We start from the raw sequence: 10,547 nt of genomic DNA, 5'->3' as shown, positions 1-10,547 counted from the left end.
GATCACCACGCCCAGCTCGGCCGACGTGGCCTGCAACGACGCCGCGTAGCCCACCGGGTAACCGTGTTTGACCAGGGCGGGAATCAGGATCGCACCGATGGCAAACGTGGTCGCCACCGAAGAGCCCGAGACCGCTGCAAAAATCATACAGGTCAGCACGCAAGTCATGGGCAGGCCGCCCTGCACGCCGCCGACCAGCGACTTGGCAAAGTTGACCAGGCGGCGCGAGATGCCGCCGGTTTCCATCAAGTGGCCGGCCAGGATGAAGAAGGGGATGGCGGCCAGCGGAAACTTGTCGATGGCCGAGAACATCTCCTTGGGCACCAGGATGAGTTGGCGGCTGTCGAAGAGCGCGATGCCCAGCACGGCGGAGCCGCCGATGGACACCGCGATCGAGATGCTGAATGCAAAGCACACCAGCATGGTGACAAGTAGGGTCAATGGCATGGTTGTGTTCTTTTAGGAATGCCGATGGCAGGGTGCTGAGCGGGCGAGAAGGAGAGCACGGGTGCGGCGAACGGCTTCATTGCGCGTTGGCCAGCTCTTCGTTTTGGGGGTCGAGGTGGTGCGCCAGCGTGGCCACCACCGCGAGCAAGGCGCCCATGGGCACAGCGGCGTAGGCCCAGGCCATGGACAGCTCCATGCTGGCAAACGTCTGGAAACGCACGCGCCAGACCAGATCGGCGCCGAACCAGATCAGCACGCCAAAAAAGGCCAGGTGCACGCCGGTGATGATGCTGCGCACCACGCGCCGCCAGGTGCCACGCGACAGGCGCAACATCAGATCGACCGAGACCAGCGCGCCCTTGCGCACCGCCACGACCACGCCAAACATGACCATCCAGATCAGCAGGCGGCGCATGATTTCTTCGGTCCACACCGAAGGCTGGGAGAAGACGAAGCGGGTGACCACTTGCCACATACCCAGGCAGGAAATGATGGCCAGCAGCAAACAGGCCAGTGTGTGGCACAGGCTGGTGACCCGAAGGTCCAAGGCGAGGATGAGGGATTTCATGGCAGCGATCGGTGTAGGCGTCTCGGACGCATCAACAACAAGGCAATAGCAGCAGGCAAGGACGGCGTGTCTTCAAACCGGGCATACCCGCAGACCGGATCCACCGGCCCGCGGGTATGAACCCCAGGGGGAATGACGCGCCGCAAACGCGGCGCGGCAGACTTACTTCACCGCCTGGATGGCGGCGATCTTGTCGGCACCAAACTCTTTGGCGAACTCGGCGTAGGCCGGGGCGACGGCTTTGCGGAAGCTCGCGCCATCCACCTTCTTGTCCACCACCATGCCGTCTTTTTCCAGCAGGGCAATGCCGGTGTCTTCGTCGTCGTTCACCTTCTTGCGCTGGGCGGCCGCACCCTTTTTGGCCGCTTCGGTGAAGACCTTTTTGTCCGCGTCGGACAACTTGTTCCAGACCGCAGGCGACAGGATCAGCGCGGCGGGCGAATACACGTGGCCGGTCAGCGACAGGTACTTCTGCACTTGCGAGAACTTGGAGGCGAGGATCACCGGGATCGGGTTTTCCTGGCCATCAACCGTGCCTTGCTGCAACGCGGTGAACAGCTCGGGGAAGGCCATGGGCGTGGGCAGGATGCCAAAGGTTTTGTAACCATCCATGTGCACCTTGTTTTCCATGGTGCGCATCTTCAGGCCGGCGGCGTCGCTGGCGCTGTGGATCGCGTGCTTGCTGTTGGTCATGTGGCGAAAACCGTTCTCCGTCCAGGCCAGGTTGATCAGGCCCTTGGCGGCCATTTTCTTCTGCAGGTCCTGGCCAATGGGGCCGTCCATCACCTTGCGGGCATGGTCGTAGTCGCGGAACAGGAAGGGGATGTCCACGATCTTCACTTCGGGCACGAAATTGCCCAGCGGACCGGTGGAGGTGTTCACCAGATCTTGCGTGCCCAGTTGCACGGCTTCGATCTGCTCGCGCTCACCGCCCAGGGCCGACGACGGGAACTGCTGGCACTTGTAGCGGCCTTGTGTGCCTTTTTCCATTTCATCGCAAAACACGGTGGAACCCACGCCGTAGTGCGAGGTGGCCGACGTGGCGTATCCGATCTTCAAAATGGTCTGGGCCTGTACGCCGGAGGCGGTGGCGAGGATCGCGGCCAGTGCAAGGGGTTTGAGCAGAGATGTCATGGAAAGTCTCCTGTGGTTGGAATGGAACGGGAACGGAAAAAAATCAAACCAGACCCAGGCGCTCAAGCGCACCGGGGTGGGTCACGGCCTCGGCGTGGTCTTGCACATACTGGTGCAGCACGCTGGTGAAATCGGGGTCGGCTTGCAGACCCAGGGCGGCGGTGCGGCGGCTTTCAAAACGCGAGGGCCAAGCCGCCACGATCTTCGCTATCGCCGCGTCCGGTGTATAGCCAATGAGCGACAGCGGCTCAGGGCCAGCCAAGTTTTCCAGCGCTTGCAGCATGTCGCGCACGCTCACCGTGAGCGCGGGCAGGTTGATCGCGGTGCGGCCACCAAAGGCCTCGCGGCTGGCCTCGGCCACCGCCAGAATGCCGGCGACGGTATTGGCCGGTGACGAGAGGGCGACCTCGGTGTCCAGGCCCACCGGGCAGTTGCTGGGCTGTCCAGCCAGTGGTTCGCGAAACAGGCCCGACAGGAAGCCGGACGCCGCGCCATTGGGCTGGCCCGGGCGCACAGAAACCGTCATCAAGCGCGCTGCTCGCCCATCGATGAAACCCTTGCGCGTGTAGTCGGCCACCAGTTGTTCGCACACGAACTTGTGGATGCCGTAGCTCGATTGCGGCGTGGGCAGCGTGTGATCCTGCACCACGGCGGGCAGCGGAAGCGCTGGGTCGCTGCCGAACACGGCCACCGAGCTGGAGAAGAAAAACAGCGGCGGCGCATGGCCGGCTGCGGTTTGTGCGCGGCAGGCGTCGAGCAGGGCGCGGGTGCTGTCGAGGTTGGCGTGCAGGCCCAGGTCGAAGTTGCTCTCGCATTCGCCGGAAACCGCCGATGCGAGGTGGAACACCGCGTCCCACGGCTGTGCCATGAGAGCGGGCACGCTGGCCAGCAGATCGCCGACATGGCTGTGCACCCGGGCGTCCTGCGTGAGCGTGGGGTCGCGCGGTCCGACCAGGTCGGCCAGCATCAACCGGGTGATGCTGCGCCCGCCGAGCTGGCCGCGTGCCAGCAAGGCGGTGGCCAGGCCACGGCCCAGGAATCCGGCGCCGCCGGTGATGAGGATGTTCATGCGCTGACTTTCTTCGATGCGTGGTAGCGGTGCAGCCAGCCCAGGCCTTCGCTGGTGCCGGCCCGGGGGCGGTATTCGCAGCCGACGAAACCGTCGTAACCGAGCTGGTCGAGCAAATCGAGCAGGTGCGGGTAGTTCACTTCACCCCCGTCGGGTTCGTTGCGGTCGGGCACACCGGCGATCTGGATATGGCCCACGCCGCTGAAGTGCTGCTGCAGGCGCTTGCTCAGATCGCCCTCCGTGATCTGGCAATGGTAAAAATCCATTTGCACCTGCAGGTTGGGCGCAGCCACCTCGGCCAGCACATCGTGCGCCTGCTGCTGCCGGCTCAAAAAGTAGCCGGGCATGTCACGGGCGTTGATCGGTTCGATCAGCAACGTGATGCCCAACGGCTGCAGCCGCCGCGCCGCTTCGCGCAAATTGTCCACGTAGGTGGCGTGCATGGCCGCAGCGCTGGCGTCGGTTGGCTCCAGCCCGGCCATGGCGTGCAGCCGCTTGCAACCGGTGGCCACCGCATAGGCCAGGGCACGGTCCACGCTGTCGGCGAACTCGGCTTCTCGGCCCGGGTGGCAGGCCATGCCACGCTCACCCGCGTCCCAGTTGCCCGGCGGCAGGTTGAACAGCGCCTGGGTCAGCCCATTGCCCCTCAGGCGTGCCGAGATGTCGGCTGGTGGATGGTCGTAGGGGAACAGGTATTCCACGGCGGTAAAGCCATCTTGCGCGGCGGCAGCGAAGCGGTCGAGGAACGGCACCTCGGTGTACATCATGGTCAGGTTGGCGGCGAAACGGGGCATGGTATGGGTGGCGGAATAAAGGGATTTACCAGGGCACGCCAAACTGCGTGCGCAAGGCCTCGATCTGGGCTTCGCTCAGGGGTGTGAGGGCGCGCGCACCCAGCAGCCACAGGCGTGCGGTTTCTTCCAGTTCTTCCAGCAGCGCCATGGCGCTGGCCGGGCTGTCGTGCCAGACGGTGGGGCCCAGGCGCTCCAGCAGCACCGCGCGCAACGGCGTGGAACGGGCCTGGATGTGGGCGGCCACCGCATCGGCCACGGCAGGATCGCCGGGGCGGTGGTAGGGAATCAGCGGCACATGGCCGACTTTCATCAGTTGGTAGGGCGTGAGCGGCGGCAGTATGTCGTCGGTCCGCCAGACCCCCAACAGACTGAGGGCCACCAAGTGGGTGGAATGGGTGTGCAGCACGCAGTGCGCGCTGGGCGCGGAGGCGTAGATACGGCGGTGCAAAACCAAGGTCTTGCTGGCGCGCGGGCCGCTGCGCGGCTGGCCATCGGCATCCACCCAGGCGATGTGCTCCGGATCGAGAAAACCCAGACAGGCGTCGGTGGGTGTGATGAGAAAGCCGCCGCCCTGCTCGGCGCTCAGGCGCGCACTGATGTTGCCCGCCGTGGAGTGCGCGTGGCCGCGCTGGAACAGCGAGGCGCCGACACGCACGATCTCGTCGCGCAAGAACCGTTGTTCCCTGGGCCAGTTGTTCATGCCAGGGCCACTCCGGCTTCGCGCAAGGCCTGGGCGAAGAAGTCGACGCCGCCAAAGTTGCCGGACTTGAGCGCCAGCAACAGGGCTTGCCCACCATCGGGCAGATCGGCCTGGGTCCACGGCACGCCAGGACAGATGGGCGCACCGATGCGCAATTGCCGCACCGCCAACGCCTGCACCACGGCGCCCGAGGTTTCGCCGCCGGCCACCACCAGGCGGCGCACGCCCGCCTGCACCAGGCCGCGTGCCACGGCGGCCAGCGTGTCTTCAACCACCTTGCCCGCTGCCTCCACGCCGAGTTCGGCCTGCACCGCCTGCACCCGTTCGGGCGCCGCCGTCGCGTACAACAAGACCGGGCCGCTGGCCAGTGCCGGAACGGCTTGCGCCAGCCAGTGCTCGGCGCTTTGTTCGCCCCGGTGCAGGGCCAGGGGATCGAGCGCGAAGGCACGGCGGCCATCGGCCACCCAGCGCGCCACCTGGGCGTTGGTGGCCTCTGAACACGATCCCGACAAAACCGCCGCCGGACCCTGCACCGTCGCCAACTGTGCGGCACTGTCGCCGGCTTGCAGCCAGCCGCGCCGCCGGTAGGCCGGCGCCAGTCCCAGCGCCACGCCGGAACCGGCGGTGAGCAGTGGCAAGTCGGCACAGGCCTCGGCCAGGGTCAGCAAATCCGCGTTGTCGATGGCGTCGGCCACGGCGATGCGCACGCCCTCGGTCCGCAGTTGCGCGATCCGCCCTGTGGCGTCGGCCCGCAGCGCGTCGTACCGGAGCAAGCCCACTTGCTGCGCGGATTGCGACTGCAGCACGCGCACCAGGTTGGCGTCGGTCATGGGGGTGAGCGGGTGCTGGCGCATGCCCGAGTCGCTGAGCAATTGGTCGCCCACGAACAAATGGCCCCGGAACACGGTGCGGCCGTTTTCCGGGAAGGCTGGGCAGGCGATGCTGAAATCCGTGCCCAGGGCCTGCATCAGCGCGTCCGTCACCGGGCCGATATTGCCTTCGGCGGTGGAGTCGAAAGTCGAGCAGTACTTGAAATAGATCTGGCGCGCGCCGGCGTCTTGCAAGGCCTTGAGCGCTTGCAGCGATTGCGCCACCGCATCGGCGGCGGGCACGGTGCGGGTCTTGAGCGCGACCACCACCGCGTCCGCCTCGGGCAGGCCGGTGTCCGGCACACCCAGCACCTGCACCGTCTGCATGCCACCGCGCACCAGCATGCTGGCCACATCGGTGGCGCCGGTGAAGTCGTCTGCGATCACGCCCAGGATCATGGCTGGGCCTCGGCCTCGGCTGCGGCGGGCAGTTCCAGCCCGGCCAGCGCGGCGTAGTACTTCACCACGGCCGCGTCGTCTTCTGCGCCCAGGCCCATGGCGGCGGTGGACAGGTAGACCTGGTGGGCGGCGGCGGCCAGTGGCAGCGGGAATTTCAAATGGCGCGCGGCGTCGAGCACGATGCCCAGGTCTTTCACGAAGATGTTCACCGCCGACAGCGGCGTGTAATCCCCATCCAGAATATGCGGCACGCGGTTTTCGAACATCCAGCTGTTGCCGGCTGCGTTGCAGATCACCTCGTAGAGCTGGTGCGGGTCGGCACCGGCCTTGATGCCCAGAGCCATGGCTTCGCAAGCGGTGGCGATGTGCACACCCGCCAGGTGCTGGTTCACCATCTTGACGGTGGAGCCCACCCCGGCCTGGTCGCCCAGGCGGTAGACCTTGCCGGCAAAGGCGTTCAACAGATCGCCCGCCGCGTCAAAGGCTTCGGGCTTGCCCGAGGCCATCACCGTCATCTGCCCTTGTTGGGCTTTCTTGGCGCCGCCAGACACCGGTCCGTCGATCAGCCACAGGCCGTGCTCGGCCAAGCGCCGCTCCCAGACCGGCGGCAAGGCCGGGTCTACCGTGGCCGAGGTGATGACCACCGAGCCGCGCTTCAAATGCGCCACCAGGCCTTGTTCACCGAACAACACGGTCTCTGTCTGCGCGGCGTTGACCACCAGCACCAGCACCACGTCGCAATGGGGGGCCAGCTCGGCCAGGCTGGCGGCGGCTTTGCCGCCCGCTTGTTCGAAACTCTGCAAGGCCTCGGCCCGGGGATCAAAGCCCCAAGTGGGCACGCCCTGGCGAACAGCGGACAGGGCGGCGCCCATACCCATGGAGCCCAGGCCAATCACGCCCAGGGTTTTGGATGTCTTGGTATTCATGTTTTGGAAGAAAGGCCAGATGGAGAGAGCAAGGCGTCCAGCGTTCTGCGTATCGGCGGCGCCGCCTGTTCGATGCGCTGGGCGGCGTTGACCATGTGGCGCATGGCCGCCTGGCGCGCCGCCACCGCGTCGCCGCGCATCACGGTTTCGGCAATGGCGCGGTGCTCTTGCTTCACCTGCACCATGTACTCGCTGTCCAGGGCTTCGTTGGTGCGGGTCACCCGCATGGCTTCGCGCTGGTATTGCTCCAGAAAGCCCAGCAGACGCTCGTAATGCGGGTTGTCGGTGGCGCGGGCAATGCAACGGTGGAAGATCAGGTCGGCCTCCACGCCTTCGGCCCCATGCGGCGGACACGCCTCCAAGGCATCCAGCGCCAGGCCAATGGCAACGGCTTTTTCGGGCGTGATGCGCGCGGCGGCCAGAGCCGCCACGTCGGCCTCGATGCCACGGCGCACCTCGACCACCTGCAACACGCTGTCCATCGAGGTCAGCACGGTGGGGTCGAAAGCCAGGGCGCGCGCCTGGTGGCGGGCCGCCACAAACACGCCCGCCCCTTGCCGCGAGTTCAACAAGCCGATGGACTTGAGGCGGCTGACCGCCTCGCGGATCACGGTGCGCGAAACTCCGAACTGCTCGGACAGGCGCTGCTCGGTGGGCAGGCGCTCGTCGGGCGCGAGTTCGCCCGATTCGATGCGCTGCATCAACAAGGCGGCGAGCTTGTCGGTCAGGCGTTCGGGCGCCTGCAGCAGTTCATTCGATTCCAAATTCATATGGTCATCATACAAATTTAGCCTGGATAAAAGATGGGTGGAAACCCTTGGAGGCGGCCCAAATCGACGGCGGCCTTCGCCCTGCGCCAAAAGCCCCTTCCCTGTCCTTCGCCGCCCAACCCGCAGTTGCTGCGGCGCGGTGGCCTGCGCACACCTGTGCTCACCGACCCCGCGACCCAACCCGGCCGGGCGTTGCGCGGTGTGCATGGCCTAAAAGCCTGCGCGGCAGAAAAGGCGCCGGCTCCTAGGGCACCACTGGCCCGACCCACCGGGCGCGGGGGTATACCGGTGGTTCACACACAAACCCTGTTCAAGATTTAGACTGTTTGGCCTGCGTGGCCGCCCCACCACCCGGCCACCCCACTCGCTGAACGGAGCCCCCTTGTCCTTATCCCCGCCCGCCGTGCCCCTGCCCGGCTCCCTTTCCGACCCCATCGTGCGTGTGCGCGGTGTGAACAAAACCTATGCGAGCGGCTTCCAGGCGCTCAAGCACATCGACCTCGACATCCGGCGCGGCGAAATCTTCGCGCTGCTCGGGCCCAACGGCGCGGGCAAGACCACGCTGATCGGTATCGTCTGCGGCCTCGTGAACCCCAGTGCCGGCAGCGTCTCCGCCGACGGCCACGACATCGTGCGCGACTACCGCGCGGCCCGCGCCTGCATCGGCCTGGTGCCGCAAGAACTGCACACCGACGCGTTTGAATCGGTCTGGGCCACGGTCAAATTCAGCCGCGGCCTGTTTGGCAAAGCGCCCGACGACGGCCACCTGGAAAAAGTGTTGCGCGATCTCTCGCTGTGGGACAAGCGCCATGCCAAGATCATGACGCTCTCGGGCGGCATGAAGCGGCGCGTGCTGATCGCCAAGGCGCTGTCGCACGAACCCAAGATCCTGTTTCTCGACGAGCCCAGCGCCGGCGTCGACGTGGAACTGCGGCACGACATGTGGCGCATGGTGCGCAAGCTGCGCGAAGCCGGCACCACCATCATCCTGACCACGCACTACATCGAAGAGGCCGAAGACATGGCCGACCGCATTGGCGTGATCAACAAGGGCGAGCTGATCCTGGTGGAAGACAAACATGTGCTGATGCGCAAGCTGGGCAAGAAGCAGCTGACCATGAGCCTGCAGCAGGCGCTGGAGCGCATACCGGCGGGCTTGTCCAGCCTGCCGCTGGAGCTGTCCGCCGACGGGCTGACCCTGGTCTACACCTTCGATACGCAACAGGAAGAAACCGGCATCGCCGAACTGCTGCGCGCCCTGGCCGAACACGGCATCGACTTCAAAGACCTGCGCTCCAGCGAAAGCTCGCTGGAAGAGATCTTCGTCAGTCTGGTGCACCAACCCACGGAAAAACCCGCATGAACACCCACGGCATCCGCGCCATCTACCGCTTCGAAATGGCCCGCGCCTTTCGAACCCGCATGCAAAGCATCGCCTCGCCGGTGATCTCGACCTCGCTGTATTTCATCGTCTTTGGCAGCGCCATCGGTTCGCGCATGGGCGACATCGACGGCATCAGCTACGGCGCCTTCATCATCCCCGGCCTGGTGATGCTGTCCTTGCTCAACGAAAGCATCTCCAACGCCTCGTTTGGCATCTACATGCCCAAGTGGTCCGGCACGGTGTACGAACTGCTGTCGGCCCCGGTGTCGTGGTTCGAGGCGCTGGTGGGTTACGTGGGCGCGGCGGCCACCAAGTCCATGATGCTCGGCCTGCTGATCCTGGCCACCGCCCGCCTCTTTGTGCCCTACGAAATCGCGCATCCGTTCTGGATGTTCGGTTTTCTGCTGTTGACCTCGGTGAGCTTCAGCCTGTTCGGTTTCATCATCGGCCTGTGGGCCGACGATTTCCAGAAACTGCAGGTCGTGCCGCTCATGATCGTGACGCCGCTCACCTTCCTCGGTGGCGCTTTCTACTCCATCAACATGTTGCCGCCCCTGTGGCAAAAGCTCAGCCTGATCAACCCGGTTGTCTACCTGATCAGCGGCTTTCGCTGGAGCTTTTACGGCGTGGCCGACGTGCACATCGCCGTGAGCGCGGGCATGACCCTGGCCTTTCTCGGTATCTGCCTGGTGCTGGTGTGGTGGCTGTTCAAAAGCGGCTACAAGCTCAGGCACTGAGGCTGGGCTGCCCTGGGCGGGAAAACACGGGTGGCCGTTTTTCCACAAAAGCCAGGGCCGCCTCGCGGAAATCCGGGGTCATCAAACCCAGCACCTGGGTGTGGTTCTCCAGTTCGATCGCCGCGTCCAGACTGCCCGCATCGAGGTTGCTCCACATCAGCGGCTTGGTGTGTGCGGTGGCGTAGGGGCTGTTGCGCAGAATCTGCTCGGCGCTCTCCAGCGCACGCGCGTGCAAAGCCCCGGGCTCGACCACGTCCACCACCAAGCCGGCGCTCAGCGCTTCCTGCGCCGGCATGGGCCGCCCGGTCAGCATGAGTTCGAACGCCCGGGCCGCACCGATCAGGCGCGGCAAGTGATAGCTGATGCCACATTCCCCGGCGGTCAGGCCGATGCGCACCGCGCCCACATGGAACGAAGCACCGGGCGCCGCAAAACGCAGGTCGGCGGCCAGCGCCAGCGCCATGCCCGCACCCACGGCCACCCCCTGCACCTCTGCGATCACCGTGGCCTCGGTCGCGCGCAGGCGCCGGATCAGGCCAGAAAAACAACGCTGCAAATCCCAGGCGGCGTCCACGTCCATCGCCAGGCGGCCCTCTGCGTCCAACACCGACTTGAGATCCAGACCGGCGCAGAAACCCTTGCCCGCGCCACACAGCACGATCACCCGGACCGATGGATCGCCCAGCACGCTGTCCAGAATTTCGTGGAACAGCCGCAGATCCGTCAGGCGCATGGCGTTGAGCTGGGCCG

12 protein-coding genes are annotated in these 10,547 nt (G+C 65.7%); 2 read left to right on the top strand and 10 right to left on the bottom strand.

The features are described from left to right. The 9 genes from ABYB95_RS10075 to ABYB95_RS10035 form a co-directional block, all read right to left on the bottom strand. On the bottom strand, nt 1-447 hold a 447-nt coding region (locus tag ABYB95_RS10075; RefSeq protein WP_372658351.1), incomplete at its 3' end, for a TRAP transporter large permease subunit. Nucleotides 448-523: 76 nt separating this feature from the next. Then, nucleotides 524-1,015, bottom strand: a complete 492-nt coding sequence (locus tag ABYB95_RS10070) for a TRAP transporter small permease (RefSeq protein ID WP_372658350.1) — start codon at nt 1,013-1,015, stop codon at nt 524-526. 162 nt (nt 1,016-1,177) lie between these two features. Further along, complete coding sequence (locus ABYB95_RS10065; protein ID WP_372658349.1) at nt 1,178-2,149, bottom strand: TRAP transporter substrate-binding protein; 972 nt, start codon at nt 2,147-2,149, stop codon at nt 1,178-1,180. A 43-nt stretch (nt 2,150-2,192) separates the two neighbouring features. Then, nucleotides 2,193-3,218 (bottom strand): D-erythronate dehydrogenase, encoded by a 1,026-nt coding sequence (gene denD / locus ABYB95_RS10060; RefSeq protein WP_372658348.1) that lies wholly within the window; start codon nt 3,216-3,218, stop codon nt 2,193-2,195. Continuing rightward, on the bottom strand, nt 3,215-4,012 hold the full coding sequence (otnI, locus tag ABYB95_RS10055) for a 2-oxo-tetronate isomerase (RefSeq protein WP_372658347.1): 798 nt from the start codon (nt 4,010-4,012) through the stop codon (nt 3,215-3,217). Before otnI ends, denD begins: the two co-directional genes overlap by 4 nt. 25 nt (nt 4,013-4,037) lie before the next feature. Then, nucleotides 4,038-4,712, bottom strand: a complete 675-nt coding sequence (locus ABYB95_RS10050; RefSeq protein WP_372658346.1) for an aldolase — start codon at nt 4,710-4,712, stop codon at nt 4,038-4,040. Continuing rightward, on the bottom strand, nt 4,709-5,980 hold the full coding sequence (gene otnK, locus ABYB95_RS10045) for a 3-oxo-tetronate kinase (protein ID WP_372658345.1): 1,272 nt from the start codon (nt 5,978-5,980) through the stop codon (nt 4,709-4,711). The genes ABYB95_RS10050 and otnK overlap by 4 nt, the downstream gene beginning before the upstream one ends. Next, nucleotides 5,977-6,906: an L-threonate dehydrogenase gene (gene ltnD, locus ABYB95_RS10040; RefSeq protein WP_372658344.1), complete on the bottom strand. Its 930-nt coding sequence runs from the start codon at nt 6,904-6,906 to the stop codon at nt 5,977-5,979. The genes otnK and ltnD overlap by 4 nt, the downstream gene beginning before the upstream one ends. Continuing rightward, entirely contained in the window at nt 6,903-7,676 is a 774-nt protein-coding gene (locus ABYB95_RS10035) for a FadR/GntR family transcriptional regulator (RefSeq protein WP_372658343.1), read from the bottom strand. Before ABYB95_RS10035 ends, ltnD begins: the two co-directional genes overlap by 4 nt. A 442-nt stretch (nt 7,677-8,118) precedes the next feature. Here ABYB95_RS10035 and ABYB95_RS10030 point away from each other — a divergent pair, with 442 nt between their 5' ends. After that, on the top strand, nt 8,119-9,039 hold the full coding sequence (locus ABYB95_RS10030; protein WP_372658353.1) for an ABC transporter ATP-binding protein: 921 nt from the start codon (nt 8,119-8,121) through the stop codon (nt 9,037-9,039). Further along, nucleotides 9,036-9,797 carry an ABC transporter permease gene (locus tag ABYB95_RS10025; protein ID WP_372658342.1) on the top strand — a complete coding sequence of 254 codons (762 nt, stop codon included), beginning with the start codon at nt 9,036-9,038 and terminating at the stop codon, nt 9,795-9,797. Before ABYB95_RS10030 ends, ABYB95_RS10025 begins: the two co-directional genes overlap by 4 nt. Here ABYB95_RS10025 and ABYB95_RS10020 read toward each other — a convergent pair. Continuing rightward, on the bottom strand, nt 9,787-10,547 hold a 761-nt coding region (locus tag ABYB95_RS10020), incomplete at its 5' end, for an enoyl-CoA hydratase/isomerase family protein (protein ID WP_372658341.1). The two genes, ABYB95_RS10025 and ABYB95_RS10020, sit on opposite strands and share 11 nt — an antisense overlap.

The sequence above is a fragment of the Hydrogenophaga sp. genome, assembly GCF_041633695.1.
Taxonomy (GTDB): Bacteria; Pseudomonadota; Gammaproteobacteria; order Burkholderiales; family Burkholderiaceae_C; genus Hydrogenophaga.
This window is presented reverse-complemented; position numbering and strand designations above follow the sequence as displayed.

Excerpts from the sequence above, each read along its gene's own strand:
- ABYB95_RS10070 (WP_372658350.1), bottom strand. The coding sequence starts at position 1,015 with ATGAAATCCCTCATCCTCGCCTTGGACCTTCGGGTCACCAGCCTGTGC.
- ABYB95_RS10065 (WP_372658349.1), bottom strand. The coding sequence starts at position 2,149 with ATGACATCTCTGCTCAAACCCCTTGCACTGGCCGCGATCCTCGCCACC.
- denD (WP_372658348.1), bottom strand. The coding sequence starts at position 3,218 with ATGAACATCCTCATCACCGGCGGCGCCGGATTCCTGGGCCGTGGCCTG.
- otnI (WP_372658347.1), bottom strand. The coding sequence starts at position 4,012 with ATGCCCCGTTTCGCCGCCAACCTGACCATGATGTACACCGAGGTGCCG.
- ABYB95_RS10050 (WP_372658346.1), bottom strand. The coding sequence starts at position 4,712 with ATGAACAACTGGCCCAGGGAACAACGGTTCTTGCGCGACGAGATCGTG.
- otnK (WP_372658345.1), bottom strand. The coding sequence starts at position 5,980 with ATGATCCTGGGCGTGATCGCAGACGACTTCACCGGCGCCACCGATGTG.
- ltnD (WP_372658344.1), bottom strand. The coding sequence starts at position 6,906 with ATGAATACCAAGACATCCAAAACCCTGGGCGTGATTGGCCTGGGCTCC.
- ABYB95_RS10035 (WP_372658343.1), bottom strand. The coding sequence starts at position 7,676 with ATGAATTTGGAATCGAATGAACTGCTGCAGGCGCCCGAACGCCTGACC.
- ABYB95_RS10025 (WP_372658342.1), top strand. The coding sequence starts at position 9,036 with ATGAACACCCACGGCATCCGCGCCATCTACCGCTTCGAAATGGCCCGC.